The organism is Pseudonocardia sp., assembly GCF_035305885.1.
Taxonomy (GTDB): Bacteria; Actinomycetota; Actinomycetes; order Mycobacteriales; family Pseudonocardiaceae; genus Pseudonocardia.
The window spans coordinates 17,559-37,213 of record NZ_DATGOP010000124.1; the positions used below are offsets into that span (position 1 = coordinate 17,559).

General features: G+C 73.5%; 19 protein-coding genes. 14 read left to right on the plus strand and 5 right to left on the minus strand.

From position 1 onward, the window contains the following. Positions 1–22: 22 nt before the first annotated feature. From VKZ81_RS28365 to VKZ81_RS28375, 3 genes are read left to right on the plus strand one after another with little or no spacing between them, the layout of a single operon-like run. Positions 23–967 carry a carbohydrate ABC transporter permease gene (locus tag VKZ81_RS28365; protein WP_324244779.1) on the plus strand — a complete coding sequence of 315 codons (945 nt, stop codon included), beginning with the start codon at positions 23–25 and terminating at the stop codon, positions 965–967. Beyond that, a complete protein-coding gene (locus VKZ81_RS28370; RefSeq protein ID WP_324244780.1) occupies positions 964–1,794 on the plus strand; it encodes a carbohydrate ABC transporter permease in 831 nt (276 codons plus the stop codon). Before VKZ81_RS28365 ends, VKZ81_RS28370 begins: the two co-directional genes overlap by 4 nt. Before the next feature lie 5 nt (positions 1,795–1,799). Then, positions 1,800–2,981: a mandelate racemase/muconate lactonizing enzyme family protein gene (locus VKZ81_RS28375; protein ID WP_324244781.1), complete on the plus strand. Its 1,182-nt coding sequence runs from the start codon at positions 1,800–1,802 to the stop codon at positions 2,979–2,981. 64 nt (positions 2,982–3,045) lie between these two features. On the opposite strand, the gene VKZ81_RS28380 is transcribed toward VKZ81_RS28375, so the two are convergent. Next, the gene (locus VKZ81_RS28380; RefSeq protein WP_324244824.1) at positions 3,046–4,056 is read right to left on the minus strand and encodes a LacI family DNA-binding transcriptional regulator; all 1,011 of its coding nucleotides are present in this window, start codon (positions 4,054–4,056) and stop codon (positions 3,046–3,048) included. A 166-nt stretch (positions 4,057–4,222) separates the two neighbouring features. Between VKZ81_RS28380 and VKZ81_RS28385 the strand changes: the two genes are divergently transcribed. The 6 genes from VKZ81_RS28385 to VKZ81_RS28410 all read left to right on the plus strand — a co-directional run bounded on the left by VKZ81_RS28385 (position 4,223) and on the right by VKZ81_RS28410 (position 10,693). Beyond that, on the plus strand, positions 4,223–6,112 hold the full coding sequence (locus tag VKZ81_RS28385) for a DUF4962 domain-containing protein (RefSeq protein ID WP_324244782.1): 1,890 nt from the start codon (positions 4,223–4,225) through the stop codon (positions 6,110–6,112). Positions 6,113–6,204: 92 nt separating this feature from the next. Then, positions 6,205–6,795, plus strand: coding sequence for a hypothetical protein (locus tag VKZ81_RS28390; protein ID WP_324244783.1), 591 nt, complete (start codon positions 6,205–6,207; stop codon positions 6,793–6,795). A 38-nt stretch (positions 6,796–6,833) separates the two neighbouring features. Then, positions 6,834–7,574: a metalloregulator ArsR/SmtB family transcription factor gene (locus VKZ81_RS28395; protein WP_324244784.1), complete on the plus strand. Its 741-nt coding sequence runs from the start codon at positions 6,834–6,836 to the stop codon at positions 7,572–7,574. After that, a complete protein-coding gene (locus tag VKZ81_RS28400; RefSeq protein ID WP_324244785.1) occupies positions 7,571–7,954 on the plus strand; it encodes a VOC family protein in 384 nt (127 codons plus the stop codon). Before VKZ81_RS28395 ends, VKZ81_RS28400 begins: the two co-directional genes overlap by 4 nt. Before the next feature lie 142 nt (positions 7,955–8,096). Next, positions 8,097–9,005, plus strand: coding sequence for a dihydrodipicolinate synthase family protein (locus VKZ81_RS28405; RefSeq protein WP_324244786.1), 909 nt, complete (start codon positions 8,097–8,099; stop codon positions 9,003–9,005). After that, positions 9,002–10,693 carry a dihydroxy-acid dehydratase gene (locus tag VKZ81_RS28410; RefSeq protein WP_324244787.1) on the plus strand — a complete coding sequence of 564 codons (1,692 nt, stop codon included), beginning with the start codon at positions 9,002–9,004 and terminating at the stop codon, positions 10,691–10,693. The genes VKZ81_RS28405 and VKZ81_RS28410 overlap by 4 nt, the downstream gene beginning before the upstream one ends. Before the next feature lie 33 nt (positions 10,694–10,726). Here VKZ81_RS28410 and VKZ81_RS28415 read toward each other — a convergent pair whose 3' ends face one another. Further along, positions 10,727–12,223 carry a tripartite tricarboxylate transporter permease gene (locus VKZ81_RS28415; protein WP_324244788.1) on the minus strand — a complete coding sequence of 499 codons (1,497 nt, stop codon included), beginning with the start codon at positions 12,221–12,223 and terminating at the stop codon, positions 10,727–10,729. A 13-nt stretch (positions 12,224–12,236) separates the two neighbouring features. Further along, a complete protein-coding gene (locus VKZ81_RS28420) occupies positions 12,237–12,743 on the minus strand; it encodes a tripartite tricarboxylate transporter TctB family protein (protein WP_324244789.1) in 507 nt (168 codons plus the stop codon). 167 nt (positions 12,744–12,910) lie between these two features. Between VKZ81_RS28420 and VKZ81_RS28425 the strand changes: the two genes are divergently transcribed. The 5 genes from VKZ81_RS28425 (at position 12,911) to VKZ81_RS28445 (ending at position 18,007) form a co-directional block, all read left to right on the plus strand. Further along, complete coding sequence (locus VKZ81_RS28425) at positions 12,911–13,804, plus strand: LysR family transcriptional regulator (RefSeq protein ID WP_324244790.1); 894 nt, start codon at positions 12,911–12,913, stop codon at positions 13,802–13,804. Between the two features lie 71 nt (positions 13,805–13,875). Then, positions 13,876–14,790 carry a 5-dehydro-4-deoxyglucarate dehydratase gene (gene kdgD / locus VKZ81_RS28430; RefSeq protein WP_324244791.1) on the plus strand — a complete coding sequence of 305 codons (915 nt, stop codon included), beginning with the start codon at positions 13,876–13,878 and terminating at the stop codon, positions 14,788–14,790. Further along, positions 14,790–16,121, plus strand: a complete 1,332-nt coding sequence (locus VKZ81_RS28435) for an enolase C-terminal domain-like protein (protein WP_324244792.1) — start codon at positions 14,790–14,792, stop codon at positions 16,119–16,121. Before kdgD ends, VKZ81_RS28435 begins: the two co-directional genes overlap by 1 nt. Positions 16,122–16,170: 49 nt before the next feature. After that, a complete protein-coding gene (locus tag VKZ81_RS28440) occupies positions 16,171–17,304 on the plus strand; it encodes an L-talarate/galactarate dehydratase (protein WP_324244793.1) in 1,134 nt (377 codons plus the stop codon). A gap of 82 nt (positions 17,305–17,386) precedes the next feature. Next, on the plus strand, positions 17,387–18,007 hold the full coding sequence (locus VKZ81_RS28445) for an L-threonylcarbamoyladenylate synthase (protein ID WP_324244794.1): 621 nt from the start codon (positions 17,387–17,389) through the stop codon (positions 18,005–18,007). Between the two features lie 13 nt (positions 18,008–18,020). On the opposite strand, the gene VKZ81_RS28450 is transcribed toward VKZ81_RS28445, so the two are convergent. Continuing rightward, a complete protein-coding gene (locus tag VKZ81_RS28450) occupies positions 18,021–18,344 on the minus strand; it encodes a MoaD/ThiS family protein (RefSeq protein ID WP_324244795.1) in 324 nt (107 codons plus the stop codon). After that, positions 18,341–19,456 (minus strand): WD40/YVTN/BNR-like repeat-containing protein, encoded by a 1,116-nt coding sequence (locus VKZ81_RS28455; protein WP_324244796.1) that lies wholly within the window; start codon positions 19,454–19,456, stop codon positions 18,341–18,343. Before VKZ81_RS28455 ends, VKZ81_RS28450 begins: the two co-directional genes overlap by 4 nt. Positions 19,457–19,655: the final 199 nt, after the last annotated feature.

Below are 19,655 nucleotides of genomic sequence, written 5' to 3' on the forward strand. Positions count from 1 at the left end.
CCGGACGAAGGACCCCCACTCGATGACCGTGCTCGAGAAGACGAGAGCGCCGCAGTCCCCCGCCGGGCGCGGGCGGCGCAGCGCCTTGGGCAGCAGTTGGACGCCGTACCTGTTCCTGGCGCCGGCAGCGCTGTTCATCGCGCTCTTCCAGGCCGTCCCGCTCGCTCAGGAGGTCTACCTGAGCTTCACGCGGACGTCCCTGCTCAACCCCAGCCGCAGCACGTGGGTCGGGCTGGACAACTACGCGCGCATCTTCGCCGACGACGGCTTCCACCGGACGCTGCTGATCACGCTGATCTACGTGGTCGCCTGCGTCGTGGGGTCGGTCGGGGCCGGCCTGCTGGTGGCGCTGCTGCTCAACCGCGGCTTCCGCGGCCGCGGCGTGGTGCGCGCGCTGGTCACCGTGCCGTGGGCCGCCCCGGGCATCGCGGTCGCCCTGATCGCGACCTGGATGCTCAACCCCCAGTACGGCATCGTGAACCGCTTCCTCGACGCCATCGGGCTGGGGGTGCCGGGCGGCGCGATCCTCGACAGCCCGACCTACGCCCTGCCGGCGATCCTGGTCACGACCGTCTGGCAGCTGTTCCCGCTCACGTCCGTGGTGCTGCTGTCCGCCCTCCAGGCGGTGCCGAAGGACCTGACCGAGGCCGCCATCATGGACGGCGCCGGCCGGTGGTGGACGTTCCGCGCCGTGACCTGGCAGGTCATCAAGCCGACCGTGGGCCTGCTCGCCCTGCTCATGACGATCTGGTCGATCCGGCGCTTCGAGCTCATCTGGCTGATGACGAAGGGCGGCCCGGTCGGGGCGACCGAGACGCTGGTCATCGACCTCTACGCCCAGGCCTTCGACTCCAAGCAACTCGGCACGGCGGCCGCGATCGGCATGGTCGGCGTGGTCATCTCGCTCATCGTCATCGCCGGCAGCAGGTTCGTCGCCCGCGGCGCCGCGAAGGAGGAACTGCGGTGAGCCGGTTCCGCATGGGTGTCGGCCTGCGTGTGGTGGCCGTCCTCGTCGTCCTGGGCATCGCGGTCTTCCCGCTGTACTGGATGTTCGTCACGGCGCTGTCGAGCAACGCCGACCTGTTCGCCGAGGAAGCCCGGCTGCTGCCCGACCTCTCGCGGCTCGGGGTGTTCGCCGATGCCCTCGCCGAGGGTGAGGTGGTGGGCTGGCTGCGCAACAGCCTGGTGGTCGCGGCCGGCACGACCGCCCTGTCGATCGGCCTGGGCCTCCCGCTCAGCTACGCGCTGTCGCGCTACTCGTTCCGGGGCAAGGTCGTCATGACGGTGGTGCTGCTGCTCACGCAGATGCTGCCCGAGGCGCTCATGGTGGTGCCGCTGTTCGCCCTGTTCAACCGCTTCGACCTGCTCGACTCACTGGTCGGCCTGATCCTGGCGAACTCGGCGTTCGTGCTGCCGATCGTCGCGCTGATCCTCAAGGGCTCGATCGACGCCCTCCCCCGCGAGCTCGAGGAGGCCGGAATGATCGATGGCGCCCGGCCGCTGACCAGGCTGGTGCGCATCAACGTGCCGCTCATCGCCCCGTCCATCGCGGCCGCCGCGGTGATCGCGTTCTTCCACGCCTGGAACGAGTACGTGTTCGCGGTGACGTTCATCTACGCGCCGCACCGGCAACCGGCCTCCGTGGGCATCGCGAGCTTCATCGGCGAGGTCGGCACCCCCGTCCAGACCGTCATGGCGGTGGCGTTCCTGTTCACGCTGCCCGCGGTCGCCTTCTACCTGTTCGCGCAGAAGTACGTGGTGGCCGGCATGACCGCCGGCGCCGTGAAGGGCTGATCCGGATGAAGATCACGTCGGTCGACACGCTCGTCGTCGACTTCTACCGCACCAACCTCGTCATCGTGCGGGTCTCGACCGACGAAGGCATCGTCGGCCTGGGCGAAGCGACGCTCGAGGGCAAGGAGCGGGCCGTGCAGGGCGCCGTGGCGGAGCTCGCCGAGGCCGTGGTGGGCCTGGATCCCACCCGCATCGCCGGCACCATCGACGAGCTGACGCGCGACTGGTACTGGCGCGGTGGCCCGGTCATCATGACGGCGTTGAGCTCGCTCGAGATGGCGCTGTGGGACATCTCCGCCCGCGATCTCGGCGTGCCCGTCGCGCGGCTGCTCGGCGGCCCCACCCGCGACCGGGTGCGCGCCTACGCCAACGGCTGGTTCTCCGGCGCGGTGACGCCCGAGGACTACGCGGCCGCCGCACGCCGGACCGTCGACATCGGATTCCGCGGTCTCAAGTGGGACCCGTTCGAGAACTACCACCTCACCATCACCACGGCTCAGCTCGACCGCGTCCTCGCGCAGGTCGACGCCGTGCGCTCCGCCGTCGGGCGCCACGTCGAGCTGTTCATCGAAGGTCACGGCCGCTTCGACGTGCGGCACGCGATCCAGATCGCGCGCGAGCTCGCCCCGTTCGAACCCGTGTGGTTCGAGGAACCGTGCCCGCCGGACAACCTCGACGCGCTCGTCGACATCCGCCGCGCCTCCCCCGTCCCCATCGCCGCCGGCGAGCGGTGGTACGGCCGGCAGGGCTTCGCTCCCGCGCTGGCCCGCCAGGCGGTGGACTACGTCCAGCCCGACGTGACCCACGCCGGCGGCATCGCCGAGCTGGCGTTCATCTCGACGCTGGCGGCCACGAACTACGTCGGGTTCGCCCCGCACAACCCCAGCGGGCCGCTCAGCACCGCCGCGACGCTGCAGCTGGGGGCGGTGCTGCCCAACTTCCGCTACCTGGAGATCATGGCGACCGACGTGCCCTGGCGCCCGCGCATCACCAACGAGCGCCTCACCCTGACCGACGAGGGCGACGTCATGATCCCGGACGGCGTCGGCCTGGGCATCGAGCTCGACCTCGACGAGATCGCGCGGCACCCGTTCACACCCCACCCCATGCGGCTGTTCGACGATGCCGTCTACGACATCCGCCCGCCCGACGAACAGTCCTTCTTCAACCTCGGGGCGACCGAGTGACGTCGTGGTTCGGCGCGGCCGACCCGGGCGGCTCGTGATCCGGCCGGGGGAGGGCTGACACCGCTCAGCGGGTCGATTCGCGCAGGGCCAGCCGCGCCGTCACGACCGTGGTCGTCGGCGCCGGTGCGGCCTGCTCGTCGTCGTGGGCTGCGGCGATGCGGCGATCGAGCAGCTCGAGGACCTGGGCGGCCATCGCGTCGTTGCCCGGCTCGACCGACGACAGCCGAGGGACCAGGAACTCGGTCTCCTCGACGTTGTCGAACCCGATCACCTGGACCTCGCCCGGCACGTCGATGCCGAGATCGGCCAGTGCCCGCAGCACACCCATGGCGGCGGCGTCGGTGAGGGCGAAGACCCCGTCGAACGCGACGCCGGCCTCGTGCAGCTGCTTCAGCGCCGCCGCGGCGGAGCCGGGGGCGAAGGAACCGACCTCGACCACGAGCCGTTCGTCGACCTCGACGCCCAGCTCGGTGTGGGCCTGCCGGTACCCGCGGGTGCGCAGCGACGGCATGTCGTCGACGTGGTCGTCGTGCCGGCCCCCGATGATCGCGATACGCCGCGAACCGGTCGTGAGCAGCTGCCGCGTGGCCTGTCGGGCGCCGCCGACGTTGTCCATCATCACGTGGTCGAACGTGGTCGGCACGGGGCGCTCGCCGATGAACACGACCGGCGTCTCGAAGTGCAGTCGCTCGAGGTCGGCGGCGTCGACGCGCAGCGGGCTGATGACGACGCCGTCGTACATCCGCAGCCGGCCGAACGAGATGGCCTCGAGCTCGCGTTCGGCGTCACCTCCGGTGCGCTCGACCACGAGGTGCAGGCCGCGGCGTTCCACGCCTTTCGCGAGCCGGCTGGCGAGCTGCGCGTAATAGGGGCGGTCGATGTCCGGGACGATCAGGCCGACGGCGCCCGTTCGGCCCGCGCGCAGGTGGCGAGCGGCGAGGTTGACCCGGTAGCCCAGCTTCGTGATGGTCTCGAGCACGCGCAGCCGGGTGTCGGCGCTCACCCCGGGCCGTCCGTTGATGACGTTCGACACCGTCATGGCTGACACGCCCGCCTCACGGGCTACATCGATCATCCGCACCACGCGTATATCATCTCCGGCTTCGAGGCCGAACTCGACCGCGCCCGCCGTCAGCGGGATGCGTGGCGGCGACCCGGCGCCGCCACCCGAGCGTCAGGGCCGTCCAGGAGACCGGCGGGAGCGTGATCCCCACCTCCCGATCGACCTACCAGGTGGGAACGTGGAACCCTTGCTGATCGCAGGCCGCCTCGACGACCTGCGCGCCTCCCTGACCTCGACCCGCGCCGCGCAGTGGCGGCGCCTGGCCGAGCAGTGCGACTGGTACCGCGGCCAGACCCCACCGCCCGAGCACCCCACCGCGAGCATCACCTACTTCGGCCCCGCCGCGGCCAACCTGGCGCTCGCCCACCGGCTCACCGGCCAGCGCGGCTACCTCGACGAGGCGTGGCGCTGGATCGCGACGGCGATCTCCTACCCGCACTGGGGCAAGGCCAAGATGCCCGACCACGACCTCGACGCGGGCTGGCTGCTGCACGGGCTGTCGCTGGCCTACTCGTGGCTGCGCGACGACCTCGCGCCCGACCGGGCGGCCGCGCTGCGGGACAAGCTCGAGCTGCAGGGGCAGCGGCTCTACGACTTCGCCATCGAGACCGAGGGCAGCTGGTGGTCGTCCAGCTTCTGGCAGAACCACAACTGGATCTGCTACGCCGGGCTCGCCACCGCCGGCTACGCGCTGGACCGCCCGGAGTGGACCGCGCGGGCGCGCGACAACTTCGCCCAGGTCCTCGACCTCATGCCGGCCGACGGGTCGGACTCCGAGGGCGTCGTCTACTGGCGCTACGGCGTGCCGTGGCTCGCGATCTACCTCGACCTGCTGCAGCGCACCGAGGGCGTCGACTGGTGGCGGCGCGGGGAGTTCATGGCGAACACCTTCACGTGGCGGCTGCACCAGTGCGCGCCCGGGTTCGAGGAGAACGTCGACCACGGCGACTGCCACGACCGCCGCAGCGGCCACAGCGTCGCGCTCTACTACCGGCTCGCCGCGGCCTACCGCGACGGGCGCGCCCAGTGGCTCGCCAACCGGGTGGCCGAGCGCCACTTCTGGCGCGAGGCCTACGCGTCGGGGGTCAAGCCCGGCGTGATGCCGGAGGCGTTCTACGAGCTGCTCTGGTACGACCCCACCGTCGAGCCGGTCGACCCGGCCGGTGAGCCGACCGCGGCGTACTTCCCCGACCTCGGCCAGGTCACCGCCCGCACCTCCTGGGCCGACGACGCGGTGTTCGTCAGCTTCAAGGCCGCCCCCGGCGGCGGGCACACGGCGTGGGAGACGGCCGAGCGGTTCCGCCGCGAGCGCGGCTGGGAGACGCTCTCGGCCGGCCACCACCACCCCGACGCGGGCGGGTTCGTGCTCACCGCGCACGGTGCCTTCCTCGCCGTCGACTGCGGCTACTCGAACGCCAAGCGGGCCGCCGAGCACAACCTCGTGCTCGTCGACGGGCAGGGCTGGGCGGGGGAGGGGCGCTACCACGTCTACAAGGACCTGCCGTTCACCGCGCAGCCGCGGCTGCGCGACGTCGTCATCCGAGACGGCTGGGTGCGCGCGGTGGCCGAGTCGGCGGCGATGTTCGACCCGGCGCTCGGCGTGCGCCGGGTGGAGCGCACGTTCGTCGTCACCCCGCGCGGCCGGCTCGTGCTGCGGGATCGGCTCGCCGCCGACGAGCCGCGCGAGTGGACGTTCCTGCTGCACAGCGACTGGCCCGCGGAGCCGGCCGACGGCCGCTGGGCGGTCCGCTCCGGCTCCGGGATGGCGTGGCTGACCAGCCTCACCCCCGGCCTGCGCGTCGAGCAGACCGACACCGCCATCGAGGCCAACCCCACCGGCAGCACGCCCAGCCTGAAGATCACCAAGACCCTGCGGACGCTGCGGATCAGCACGCCCCGCGTCGAGGAGGCGGCGCTGCTCACCGCGCTGGAGCCCACGCGCTCGCTCGCGCCCGAACCGGCCCGGGCCACGGCGATCGGGGACGGGGTCGACTTCGGCGACGAGCAGGTCCGCTTCACCGACGAGGCCACGATCCTGCGGGCCGGGGAGCGGGAAACCCGCCTGTGACCCCCGCTCCCGGCCCCGCCCGTTCCGGCGAGCGGCCCGCCGGTCGGATAGGTTCCGACGAACGCGCCGTTCATCGGAACGAGGTGCGATTCGTGGGAGCCGGGTGGGCGGGCGCCGCGCTGCGGGGGCTCGAGTGGGTCGGCTACCCGGCGCTCGCCGGGGCGGCGTTCTGCCTGCTCGCGCTCGGGGTGGTGACCTGGTTGCCCGCGCTCGCGGCCGTCGCGGCGGCCCTGCACCGGTGGCGCCGCGACGACGACACCCGGGTCTTCACCGGCGTGATCGCCGCCTTCCCGGGGTACTGGCGGGCGCTGTGGCGCCACGCCCTCCTGGCCACGGCCGCCCCGGCCGCGATGCTGGCGGCGATCGCGTTCCTCGCCGGGCGGCCCGAGCCGATCGCCGTCCCCCTGCTCGCGGTGCAGGTCGGCGGCCTCGCCGCGTTCGCGGTCTACCACCTGGCCCTCGCCGCGGTCGCCGGGCGCGACCCGGACGACCCCGCCGGCTGGCGGGCCCGGGCGCTCGTGTTCGGCTTCGGCTCACCCCGCCGGGGACTGCTGCTGCTCGCCGCGCTGCTGCTGGCCCCCCTCGTCGCGCTCCCGCTCGCGGTGGGGCCGGCGCTGTTCGGCCCCACGCTGCCGGTGCTCGCCGCGCTGGTCCTCCTCGACCGGGAGGATCCATCACATTGAGCTGATGCATCAAGCTGGTTTGATGTACTCTCTCCGGCATGGCTGATGCCGGCCCGCCCACCTTCGTCCGGATGGCGGCCCACCCGGTGCGGTGGCAGCTCCTGCGCGCGCTCGCCGAGAGCGATCTGCGGGTGCGTGAGCTCGTCGCGCGGGTCGGTGAGCCGCAGAACGCCGTCTCCTACCACCTGAGGCTGCTGCGCGACGCCGGGCTGGTCCGCGCCACGCGCAGCACGTTCGACGGCCGCGACAGCTACTACCACCTCGACCTGCGCCGCTGCGCGCAGGCGCTGGCCGAGTGCGGACCCGCGCTCCACCCGGCGCTGCGCCCGGGCCCCGACGGCGCACCGGCCCCGGGCGTGACGGTGCTGTTCGTGTGCACCGGCAACAGCGCCCGCTCGCCGATCGCCGAAGCGCTGCTGCGCCGCCACACCGGCGGCCGCGCGGCCGTGACGAGCGCCGGGACCCGGCCCCGGCCCGAACTGCACCCGCGCACGGTGCGCGTGCTGCGCGAGCAGTTCGGCATCGACGTCGCGGACCGGCGCCCCCAACCCCTCGACCGCGTCGCGGACCGCGCGTTCGACTGCGTGGTGACCCTGTGCGACAAGGCCCGCGAGGCCGTGCCCGACTTCGGCGCGCGCACGCGGCGGGTGCACTGGAGCATCCCCGAGCCCCCCGACGAGGCCGCCGCCTTCCGGCGGACCGCGGCCGAGATCGACGTCCGCGTCCGGCACCTGGTGCCGGTGCTCGCCACCACCGACCGCGAGGAGGTCCAGCCGTGACCGCGACCGAGCAGCACGCGAGCGTCCGGTACGTCGTCGACGACGTGCCGGCCGCGCTCGACTTCTACACCACCCACCTCGGCTTCACCGTCGGCCTGAACGCCGTGCCCGCGTTCGCCGAGGTGATGCGGGGCCCGCTGCGGCTGCTGCTGTCCGGACCGACCAGCTCCGGCGCCCGCGCCACCCCGGAGGACGCCCGCGGTGCCGGGCGCAACCGGATCCACCTGATCGTCGACGACCTGGACGCCGAGATCGACCGGCTCCGCGTGGCCGGGCTGCCGCTGCGCAGCGACCTCGTCGCAGGCCCCGGAGGGCGGCAGGTCCTGCTCGCCGACCCGGCGGGCAACCTCGTCGAGCTGTTCCAGCCCGCCGCCCGCTGACCCGGGGCGGGCACCCGCCGCGGCGCGAGCCCGGGTGTCGCATGATCGGGGCGGACAACCCGCAGCGCCTGCCGTGCTGCCTGCCGTGTTGCCTGCGGTGTTGCCTGTCGTGGCCGCCATCCGTGACGACGAGGGGAACCGCATGACCGTCCAGAAGCTCGCACCCGGGGTGTGGGGCGTGCTCGCCACGCCGCTCACCGCCGACGGGTCGGGGGTCGACACCGCGTCGCTCACCCGTCAGGTCGAGCACTACGTGCGCATCGGCGCCACCGGCCTCACCGCGCTCGGCGTGTTCGGGGAGGCGGCCCGCCTCACCCCGGACGAGCGGAGCACCGTGGTGCGGACCGTCGCCGCGGCCGCCGGTGACCTGCCGCTGGTGGTCGGGTTGTCCGCGCTGGACGTCGAGGCGGCCTGCGCCGAGGCGGCGAACGTGCTCGACGCGCTCGACCGGCCGCCCGCCGGGCTCATGGTGCAGGTCGCTTCGCCCGACCCGGACGCCGTGGTCGAGCAGATGACCACGGTCGCCGAGCGCACCGGCCAGGGGATCGTCGTGCAGGACTACCCGGTGGTGAGCGGGGTCTCGATCGCCGCCGACGACCTGGTCGCCGCGGTGCGGCGGATCCCGGCCGCGGTGGCGGTGAAGTCCGAGTCGTCGCCGAGCCCGCCCGCCGTCGCCACCCTCGCCGCGGGCCTGGACGTGCCGGTGTTCGGCGGCCTCGGCGGCACCGGCCTGCTCGACGAGCTCGCCGTCGGCTCGGCCGGGGCCATGACCGGGTTCTCGGTGCCCGAGGGCCTGATCGCGTGCGTGTCGGCGTTCCGCGACGGCGGGTTCGCCGCGGCCCGCGAGGTGTGGCGGGACTACCTGCCGCTGGTCAACTTCGAGTTCCAGGCCCGGATCGCGCTCGCGCTGCGCAAGCACAGCCTCGTGCACCGCGGGCTGATCGACACCCCCGCGGTGCGCCCGCCCGCCGCCCCCGCACCGCAGGCGCTGCTGCCGGTGCTGCTGGAGCACCTGCGGCGCACCCCCCACGCGCTGGGGGTCGCTTCGTGAGCGGTCTGGACCGGGGCTTCGCCAACTACGGCGACGTCGCGTTCTCGCGGTTCCTGCGCCGCAGTTTCCTGCACGCGAGCGGGCGGTCGCCGGAGTCGCTCGACCGGCCGGTGGTCGGCATCGCCACCTCGCCGAGCGACTTCAACCCGTGCCACCGGGCCCAGCCGGAGCTGGTCGCGGCGGTGGAGCGCGGGGTGCTCGCCGCGGGCGGGCTGCCGATGGCGTTCCCGACGGTCTCGCTGGGGGAGAGCTTCCTCGCGCCGACCTCGATGGTGTTCCGCAATCTCATGGCGATGGACGTCGAGGAGATGGTGCGGGCCCAGCCGATGGACGCCGTGGTGCTGGTCGGCGGCTGCGACAAGACCGTGCCCGCCCAGCTGATGGGCGCGTTCTCGGCGGGCCGCCCGGCGATCCAGCTCGTCACCGGGCCGATGTCCACCGGGCGCTACCGCGGCGAGCGGCTCGGCGCCTGCACCGACTGCCGCCGGTTCTGGGCCCGCTACCGGGCGGGCGAGGTCGACGACGCCGAGATCGCCGAGGTGGAGCGCAACCTCGCCACCACCGCCGGCACCTGCGCGGTGATGGGCACGGCCAGCACGATGGCCTGCCTCGCCGAGGCGCTCGGCATGGCGCTGCCCGGCAGCGCCACCGCCCCCGCGGTGCACGCCGACCGGCTGCGCGTCGGCGAGGCCACCGGCGCGGCCGCCGTGGAGATCGCGCGCGCCGGCCGCACCCCGGATCAGGTCGTCACGCCCGCGTCGGTGCGCAACGCGCTGCGCGTGCTGCTCGCGATCGGCGGCTCGACCAACGCGCTCATCCACCTCACCGCCGCGGTCGGGCGGCTCGGCCTGCGCGTCGACCCGGACGAGCTCAACGCCCTGAGCGACACCACGCCCGTCCTCGTCGAGCTCAAGCCCACCGGCGAGCACTACATGGAGGACCTGCACGCCTCCGGCGGTCTCGCCGCGGTGCTGCACGAGCTGCGCGACCTGCTCGACCTGTCCGCCCCGACCGTCACCGGGCAGACCCTCGGCGAGGTGCTCGGCGACGGGCCGCGCTGGGTCGACCGGTCGGTCGTGCGCCCGGCCTCCGCACCGGCGCGCCCGGTGGGCGGCCTGGTCTGGCTGCGCGGCACGCTGGCCCCGCGGGGCGCGGTGATCAAGCGGTCGGCCGCCGACCCGGCGCTGTTCGAGACCACCGGCCGCGCCGTCGTGTTCACCTCGCTGGAGGACCTCGCGGCCCGCATCGACGACCCCGACCTCGACGTCGAGCCGGACGACGTGCTGGTGCTGCAGAACGCGGGTCCGCGCGGGGCGGGCATGCCGGAGGCGGGCTACCTGCCGATCCCCGCGAAGCTCGCCAGGGCCGGCGTGCGGGACATGGTGCGCATCTCCGACGCGCGGATGAGCGGCACGGCCTACGGCACGATCGTCCTGCACGTCACGCCGGAGGCGGCGGCGGGCGGCCCGCTCGCGCTCGTGCGCACCGGCGACCGGATCCGGCTCTCGGTGCGCGAGGCCCGGCTCGACCTGCTCGTCGACGACGCCGAGCTGGAGCGGCGCCGCCGCGAGCTGCCGCCGCCACCGCCCGGCCCGTCCACCGGATACGGGCGGCTGTTCCACCGGACGGTGCTGGGCGCCGACCAGGGCTGCGACCTGGACTTCTGCGTGCCGGAGCCCACCCGCTGAGGCGGCCCGAGCGCGGCCAGGCCCGGCCGGCGATCACATGGGCGTGCGCGCGCGGCGCCGGGTGAGCGCGGCCCGGACCAGCGGCAGGAGGGCGACCACCGCGAACGCGGCCAGCAGCGTGCCGGAGATCGGGCGGGTGAGGAACCCGGTGGCGTCGCCCTCGAAGATGATCAGCGACCGGCGCAGGGAGTCCTCCAGCAGCGAGCCGAGGACGAAGGCCAGCACCAGCGGGCCGGGCTCGAACCCGAGCTTCTTCATGAGGTAGCCCAGCGCGCCGAACGCGATCACGAGCGCGATGTCGAAGACGTCGTTGCCCACGGTGTAGACCCCGATGAGGGTGATCAGCACCGTGATCGGCGCGAGGATCGTGGCGCGCACGCGCAGGATCCGCACGAACAGCCCGACCAGCGGGATACTCATGATCAGCAACAGGATGTTGCCGATGTACATCGAGTTGACCACGCCCCAGAACAGGTCGGGGTGCTCGTCCACCAGCCGCGGGCCCGGGGTGACGCCCTGGATCAGCAGAGCCCCGAAGATCACCGCCATGGTCGCGTTCGCCGGGATGCCCAAGGTCAGCAGCGGGATGAACGACGAGGTCGCGGCCGCGTTGTTCGCCGTCTCCGGCGCCGCGACGCCCTCGACCGCGCCCTGCCCGAACCGTTCCGGCCGCTTCGCGCGGCGCTTCTCGATCCCGTAGGCCGCGAGCGAGGCGATCGTGGCGCCGCCGCCGGGCAGCACGCCGAGCACGAACCCGATCGCCGACCCCCGCCCGATCGCCCCCGACGACGCCCGCAGGTCGGACCGGGACGGCCACACGTCGGCGACCCGCGCCGGGGCCTGCACCCGGCGGTGGCGTTCCTCGAGGTTGTAGAGGATCTCCCCGAGCCCGAACAGGCCCATCGCGATCGGCACGAAGTCGATGCCGTCGGCCAGCGAGAGGTTGTCGAAGGTGAACCGCGCGGCCCCGGTGAAGCTGTCGCGGCCCACCGTGGCGAGCAGGAGCCCGACGCACGCCGCGACGAGCGCCTTCACCCGGTGCCCGCTGGAGACGGTGGCGACGAGCAGGATGCCGAGCAGGGCGAGCGCGGTGTACTCCGGCGGCCCGAAGTCGAGTGCGAAGCCCGCGACGACCGGCGCGACCAGCGACAGAGCGACGATCGACACCGTCCCACCGACGAACGAGCCGATCGCGGCGATGCCCAGCGCGGTGCCCGCCCGGCCCTGGCGGGCGAGGGCGTACCCGTCGAACACGGTGACCACCGACGACGCCTCGCCGGGCAGCCGCAGCAGCACCGACGTGATCGTGCCGCCGTACTGGGCGCCGTAGAAGATCCCGGCCAGCATGATGATCGCGGTGACCGGCTCGAGCCCGAACGTGATCGGCAACAGGATCGCGATCGTGGCCGCGGGGCCGAGCCCGGGCAGCACCCCGACCAGCATGCCGACGACCACGCCGATCAGGCAGAACAGGAGGTTGGTCGGCTCCAGCACGACGCCGAAGCCCTCCACCACCGGAGTCAGGTCCACGGGTGAGGCCCCTCTAGAACATGTGCGGGATCGGGATCGCGAGCAGCCCGACGAAGACGACGTAGAGCACGACCACCGCGGCGAGGCTCGTGACGATCGACGTCCGCCAGGGCTCGCGGCCGAGGAACCGCAGCCACACGAGCATGAGCAGCGTCGCCGGGATCTCGAAACCGATCACCCGCACGACCGCGACGAAGCCGATCATGGTGGCGAGGCCGGCGAGCACGTGCAGGCTCGCGCGGGTGAACCGCTCCGCGTCGCGGGTCCGCCCGGAGAGCGCCAGCAGCCCGAGCCCGAGGCCGACGAGCGCGATGCTCACCAGCAGCGGCCACGTGCCGGTGCCGGGCGTGCGCGGGCTGCCCGCCCCGAGCGCGAGCGAGCCGACCAGGGCGGCCACGCCGAGCCCCACCACCGCGAGCGCGACGACGACGTCGGTCACCGGCCCGGCGAGCGGCGGCCGCACCTCGCGTTCGGCCTCCTGCGGGTCGGCGGGCGCGTCGGGGAACCGCTGCTCGCTCACCACGCTCCACCCGCGCGGATGCCGTCCTGCGGGGTGCGCTCCCGAGCGGCGATCGATCTCATCCCGTTCTCCCCTTCGAGATGCCGCAACCGGCTTGCCGGGGCAGCCTAGGAACGCCGATCATGCCTGTCCAACTCCGATGCGGCATGGATTGATACCGTTCGTGCATGGCGTACACGCTCGAGCAGCTGCGCGGGTTCGTGGCGGTGGCCGACGAGCTGCACTTCGGCCGGGCCGCCGCCCGCCTGAAGATGACCCAGCCGCCGCTCTCCCGCCAGATCCAGAAGCTGGAGCGGGCCGTCGGCGCGCAGCTGCTGGTGCGCGACAACCGGCGGGTGAGCCTCACGGCCGCGGGCCGGGTGTTCCTGACCGAGGCGCGGCGGCTGCTCGCGCTCGCCGACGCCGCCCCGGACCTCGCGCGCCGGGTCTCCTCGGGCACCAGCGGCGTGGTGCGCATCGGCTTCACCGCGGCGTCCACCTACGGCATCCTCGGCGGGCTGCTCAACGAGCTCGGCAGGCGGCTGCCCGACGTCGACGTCGACCTCGTGGAGATGGTCACCCGCGAGCAGGTCGCCGCGCTGGCCAACCGCGAGATCGACCTCGGCCTCGCCCGCCCCCCGTTCGACCGCGACACGTTCGACTCCCGCCTGCTGCACCGCGAGGCGCTGCTCGTCGCCGCGCCCGCGGGGCACCGGCTGCTGGGGCTGGGTCGCGACGCCACGGCCGACGACGTCGCCGGCGAGCCGGTCGTCATGCACTCGCCCACGAAGGCGCGCTACTTCTACGACCTGATCGCCGGGGTCGTGCAGATCCCGCAGGAGAACATCGTCCACGTCGTGAGCCAGGTGCTGACGATGCTCTGGCTGGTCGCGGCGGGCCGCGGCATCGCGTTCGTCCCGGCGTCGGCCACGCGGCTGCGGATCGAGGGCGTCGGCTTCGTGCGGATGGCGATGCCCGTCCCCGAGCCGGCCGAGCTGCACCTGCTGTGGGCCCGGGAGTCGGCCAACCCCGCGCTGTGGCGGGTGCTCGAGGCGCTCGAGGGCTACCGCCCCGCCGTCTGATACCCGGCGGGTATCGCGCCATGCGGAACTGCTCTTGGACAGGCATCGTGGCGATTCCTACGGTGTCCCGCGTGACGCTGCTGCCCCCGGATGTCCTCGCCGACCGGCTGCGGTCCGGCCTGCTGTCGTTCCCCGTGACCCTGTTCGACGACGACCTGCGGTTCGACGAGCCCCGCTACCGGGAGCACCTGGCCTGGCAGGCCGGGTTCGACGTCGCAGGCCTGTTCGCGGCCGGCGGGACGGGGGAGGGCTTCTCGCTCACCCCGCCCGAGGTCGACCGGGTGGTCCGGGCGGCGGTGGACGAGGTGGGCGACCGCGTCCCCGTCATCGCCCCGGCCACCGGCGGCACCGCGCTCGCGGTCGCCCAGGCGAAGGCCGCGCAGGACGCCGGCGCCTCGGGCGTGCTGCTGTTCCCGCCGTACCTCACCGAGGCCGGCCAGCGCGGCCTCGCCGAGCACGTCAGCGCCGTCTGCCGGGCCACCGACCTGGGCGTGATCTTCTACAACCGCGCCAACGCCGTGCTCACCGACGCCACCGTGGCCGAGCTCGCCGACCGCAACCCCAACCTCGTCGGGTTCAAGGACGGCGTCGGCGACATCGAGCGGCTCACCCGCATCTACGCCCGCCTCGGCGACCGGCTGACCTACATCGGCGGCCTGCCCACCGCGGAGACGTTCGCGCTGCCGCTGTTGCAGCTGGGCGTGAGCACCTACTCGTCGGCGCTCTACAACTTCCTGCCCGAGTTCGCGCTGCGCTTCTACGGCGCGGTCCGCAGGCAGGACCGGAAGACGGTGTACCGGCTGCTGTCGGAGTTCGTGATCCCCTACCTCGACATCCGCGACCGCGGGAAGGGCTACGCGGTGTCGATCATCAAGGCGGGGCTCACGGCCGTGGGCCGCGACGGCGGCCGCGTGCGCCCGCCGCTCACCGACCTCACCGACGACGAGCGCGCCGAGCTGGCCGCCCTGGTGCAGAAGGTGTCGTGATGGCCCCGGCGAACCCGACGGTGGCGCGGGTGGAGGTCGTGCCCGTCGCGGGCCACGACAGCATGCTGCTCAACCTGAGCGGCGCGCACGGGCCGTTCTTCACCCGCACGATCGCGATCGTCACCGACAGCGCGGGCCGCACCGGCGTCGGCGAGGCCCCCGGCGGGGAGGCGATCCGGCGCACGATCGCCGACGCGGCCGAGGAGCTCGTCGGGCGGCCGGTGGCGCGGGCCGGCTCGCTGCTGCGGTCGGTGGCCGACGCGTTCGCCGACCGGGACGCGGGCGGGCGCGGGCTGCAGACCTTCGACCAGCGCACCACGGTCCACGCGGTCACCGCGCTGGAGTCGGCGTTGCTCGACCTGCTCGGCCAGCAGCTGGGCGTGCCGGTCGCCGAGCTGCTCGGCGACGGGCAGCAGCGCGACTCGGTGCCGGTGCTGGGCTACCTGTTCTACGTCGGCGACCGCAGGGCCACCGACCTGCCCTACGTCGCCGAGGACAACCCGGCCGACGATTGGGAGCGGCTGCGCCGCGAGCCCGCGCTCACCCCGAACGACGTCGTCGCCCTCGCCGAGGCCGCCCAGGCCCGCTACGGGTTCACCGACTTCAAGCTCAAGGGCGGGGTGTTCGCAGGTGCGGAGGAGGTCGCCGCGGTGCGCGCGCTCGCCGAGCGCTTCCCGGACGCGCGCATCACCCTCGACCCCAACGGCGCCTGGCCGCTCGCGGAGGCGATCGAGCTGTGCCGCGACCTGCACGACGTGCTCGCCTACGCCGAGGACCCGGTGGGGGCCGAGGGCGGCTACTCGGGCCGCGAGGTCATGGCCGAGTTCCGCCGCGCCACCGGCCTGCCCACCGCCACCAACATGATCGCCACGGACTGGCGGCAGCTCGCGCACGCCCTGCGCGCCGACGCGGTCGACATCCCGCTCGCCGACCCGCACTTCTGGACCATGCGCGGATCCGTCCGCGTCGCCCAGCTCTGCTCCGCCTTCGGGCTGACCTGGGGCTCGCACTCCAACAACCACTTCGACGTGTCGCTCGCGATGTTCACCCACGTCGGCGCGGCCGCGCCCGGGCCGATCACCGCGCTCGACACGCACTGGATCTGGCAGGACGGGCAGGCGCTCACCACGGCCCCGCTGCAGATCCGCGACGGCGCGATCGCGGTGCCGACCGCACCCGGCCTGGGCGTGGAGCTCGACCCGGACGCCCTCGCCGCCGCCCACGAGCTGTACCGCGAGCACGGCCTCGGCGGGCGCGACGACTCCGTGGCCATGCAGTACCTCGTCCCGGGCTGGGAGTTCGACCCCAAGCGCCCCTGCCTCGTCCGCTGAGCCTCGTCCGCTGAGCCTCGTCCGCCGACCCCGCTTGCGAAGGAGCCGCATGTCCGCCGTCCTGGACCGGATCAGCTCGGTCACGCTCTCGTCGGTGACGCTGCCGCTGCCGACCGGCATCAGCGACGCGAAGGTGCTCACCGGCAGGCAGCGGCCGATGACCGAGGTCGCCTTCCTCTTCGCCGAGATCACCACCGAGGCGGGGCTCGAGGGCGTCGGGTTCAGCTACTCGAAGCGGGCGGGCGGGCCCGCCCAGTTCGCCCACGCCCGCGAGGTCGCGCCGGACCTGATCGGGGAGGACCCCAACGACATCGGACGGCTGTGGACCAAGCTCGTCTGGGCGGGCGCCTCCGTCGGACGCAGCGGTGCGGCCACCCAGGCGCTGGCCGCGATCGACGTGGCGCTGTGGGACCTCAAGGCCAAGCGCGCCGGCCTGCCGCTGGCGAAGCTGCTCGGCGCCCACCGCGACTCGGTGCGCTGCTACAACACCTCCGGCGGCTTCCTGCACGAGCCGATCGAGCAGGTCTGCGACAACGCCACCCGCACCCTGGCCTCCGGCGTCGGCGGCATCAAGATCAAGGTTGGGCAGCCCGACCCCGCCGAGGACCTGCGGCGGGTTCGCGCCGTCCGCGAGCGCATCGGGGACGCGCCGCTCATGGTCGACGCCAACCAGCAGTGGGACCGCCCCACCGCGATGCGGGTCGGGCGGGCGCTCGAGGAGTTCGACCTCGTCTGGATCGAGGAGCCGCTCGACGCCTACGACGCCGAGGGGCACGCCGCGCTCGCCCGGTCGCTGGACACCGCGATCGCCTCCGGCGAGATGCTCACCAGCGTCGCCGAGCACGCCGAGCTGATCCGCCACGGCGCGGTCGACGTCCTGCAGCCCGACGCCCCGCGGATCGGCGGCATCACCCAGTTCCTCAAGCTCGCCGCGCTCGCCGAGCACCGCCACCTGCAGCTCGCGCCGCACTTCGCGATGGAGATCCACGTCCACCTCGCGGCGGCCTACCCGATCGAGCCGTGGGTCGAGCACTTCGACTGGCTCCACCCGCTGTTCGACGAACGGCTCGAGATCCGCGACGGGCGCATGCACCTGTCCGACCGGCCCGGCCTCGGCATCACCATGAGCGAGCAGGCGCGGGCCTGGACGGTGGCCCAGGAGAGGATCACCAGCCCGCGCTGAGGCCGCCCGTTGCGGTGATCGCTCGCCGCGAGCTGCGAGTTCCGATCTGACGGATCGGGCAAAGCGCCCTACGCTCCGCGTCATGGCGCGGTACTTCGATGTCCACCCGGTGGATCCCCAACGGCGTGCGATCAGCCAGGTCGCCGACATCGTCCGGAGCGGAGGGCTGATCGTCTACCCCACCGACTCCTGCTTCGCACTCGGTTGCCAGCTCGGCGACGCGGCGGGTCTCGACCGGATCCGCAAGATCCGCCGGCTCGACGACAAGCACCACTTCACGCTGGTGTGCAAGGACTTCGCCCAGCTGGGGCAGTTCGTGCGCATCGACAACCTGGTGTTCCGGGCGGTGAAGTCCGCGACGCCCGGCAGCTACACGTTCATCCTCCCGGCCACCAAGGAGGTGCCGCGGCGGATGCTGCACCCCAAGAAGAAGACCGTGGGCGTGCGCATCCCCCAGCACACCGTGGTGCAGGCGCTGCTCGAGGAGCTGGGGGAGCCGCTGCTGTCGTCGACGCTCCTGCTGCCCGACGAGCCGGAGCCGCTCACCCAGGGCTGGGAGATCAAGGAACGGCTCGACGGCATGGTCGACGCCGTGGTCGACTCGGGCGACTGCGGCACCGAGCCGACCACGGTCGTCGACCTGACCGGCCCGGAGCCGGTGATCGTCCGCCGCGGCGCGGGCGACCCGAGCCGGTTCGAGTAGCGGCCGGGTACACCTAGCCGCCGGCCATCGCGCCCACCACGAGGAACGGCTCCGCCCCCGCCGCCACCGCGGCGGGGAGCGGGGTGTCCGGCTCCTCGTGCGAGAGGTCCTGCTCGCAGGCGAAGAACCGCACGAAGGCACGGCGCCGCTGCGTGCTGTGGTCGCGGATGGTGCCGCGCAGCACCGGATGGCGGGCCTCGAGCGCGTCGAGCACGGAACGCTGCGTGACCGGCGCTGCGACGGCGAGCCGCACCTCGCCGTCGACCTGGGCGAGCTTGCGCAGGTGCGCGGGCAGCTTCACCCGCACGGTCGTCGACTGGACCTCCGGCGCGCTCATGGCAGGGTCTGGACCTGGACCGACAGCACCGCGGGCAGGTTCGACACGATCGGCGCCCACACCTCGCCCGCGTCGGCCGAGGCGTAGACCTGGCCGCCGGTCGTGCCGAAGTAGACCCCGCACTCGTCGAGGGAGTCGACGGCCATCGCGTCGCGCAGGACGTTGACGTAGCAGTGCTGCTGCAGCAGGCCCGCCGTGAGCGGCTCCCACTCCTTGCCGCCGGTGCGGCTGCGGTAGACGCGCAGGCGGCCGTCGGGCGGGTAGTGGACGGAATCGCTGGTGATCGGCACGACGTAGACGGTCTCCGGGTCGTGGGCGTGCACCTCGATCGGGAACCCGAAGTCGCTGGGCAGGCCGTCGCCGATGTCGTACCAGTGCGCGCCGCCGTCGTCGCTGCGCATCACGTCCCAGTGCTTCTGCATGTAGAGCGTGTCGGGGCGATCGGGGTGCATCGCGAGGTGGTGCACGCAGTGGCCCACCTCGGCGTCGGAGTCCGGGATGCCCTCGGAGCGCAGGCCGCGGTTGGCCGGCTCCCAGGACGCGCCGCCGTCGCCGGTGCGGAACACGCCCGCCGCGGAGATCGCCACGTGCATGCGCGCGGGGTCTCGCGGGTCGACCAGGATCGTGTGCAGGCACAACCCGCCCGCGCCGGGCTGCCAGCTGGACCCGGAGCCGTGTTCGCGCAGGCCGGGCAGCTCCTGCCACGTCGCGCCGCCGTCGGTGGTGCGGAACAACGCCGCGTCCTCGACGCCCGCGAGCACGGTGTCCGGGTCGGTGGCCGACGGCTCGAGGTGCCACACCCGCGCGAACTCCCACGGGTGCGGGGTGCCGTCGTACCACTGGTGGGTCCCGGGGACACCGGCGTAGGCGAACTCGTTGCCGACCGGCGACCAGGTGGCGCCGCCGTCGTCGGACCGCTGCACGATCTGCCCGAACCACCCGCCGGACTGGGATGCGTAGAGCCGGTCGGGGTCGGCGGGCGACCCCGCCACGTGGTAGATCTCCCAACCGGCGAAGTGCGGCCCGCTCACCTCCCAGTCCGCGCGCGTGCCGTCCGCGGTGAGCACGAAGGCACCCTTCCGCGTGCCGACGAGCACCCGTACTCGGGTCATGGGGGTCTCCCTCGCGTTCGTCGTGGCCGGGCGCGGTCACGCCCGGCGCAGACTTGTGACCTCCCGCGGCAGCGGAACTCATCGGTCCGGCGAGCATCTACCACTCGACGACGGGAATGCGGCCGCTCGCCACCCGCTGGTAGGCGAGAGCCACTCGAATGGGTTACGGTGCGTGCCGTCCGGCGCAGGTCAGGAGCCG

Bases quoted from the DNA above. Each gene is read 5' to 3' on its own strand.
- VKZ81_RS28365 (WP_324244779.1), top strand. From the start codon at position 23: ATGACCGTGCTCGAGAAGACGAGAGCGCCGCAGTCCCCCGCCGGGCGC.
- VKZ81_RS28375 (WP_324244781.1), top strand. From the start codon at position 1,800: ATGAAGATCACGTCGGTCGACACGCTCGTCGTCGACTTCTACCGCACC.
- VKZ81_RS28380 (WP_324244824.1), bottom strand. From the start codon at position 4,056: ATGATCGATGTAGCCCGTGAGGCGGGCGTGTCAGCCATGACGGTGTCG.
- VKZ81_RS28395 (WP_324244784.1), top strand. From the start codon at position 6,834: ATGGCTGATGCCGGCCCGCCCACCTTCGTCCGGATGGCGGCCCACCCG.
- VKZ81_RS28405 (WP_324244786.1), top strand. From the start codon at position 8,097: ATGACCGTCCAGAAGCTCGCACCCGGGGTGTGGGGCGTGCTCGCCACG.
- VKZ81_RS28425 (WP_324244790.1), top strand. From the start codon at position 12,911: ATGGCGTACACGCTCGAGCAGCTGCGCGGGTTCGTGGCGGTGGCCGAC.
- VKZ81_RS28435 (WP_324244792.1), top strand. From the start codon at position 14,790: ATGGCCCCGGCGAACCCGACGGTGGCGCGGGTGGAGGTCGTGCCCGTC.
- VKZ81_RS28440 (WP_324244793.1), top strand. From the start codon at position 16,171: ATGTCCGCCGTCCTGGACCGGATCAGCTCGGTCACGCTCTCGTCGGTG.
- VKZ81_RS28445 (WP_324244794.1), top strand. From the start codon at position 17,387: ATGGCGCGGTACTTCGATGTCCACCCGGTGGATCCCCAACGGCGTGCG.
- VKZ81_RS28450 (WP_324244795.1), bottom strand. From the start codon at position 18,344: ATGAGCGCGCCGGAGGTCCAGTCGACGACCGTGCGGGTGAAGCTGCCC.
- VKZ81_RS28455 (WP_324244796.1), bottom strand. From the start codon at position 19,456: ATGACCCGAGTACGGGTGCTCGTCGGCACGCGGAAGGGTGCCTTCGTG.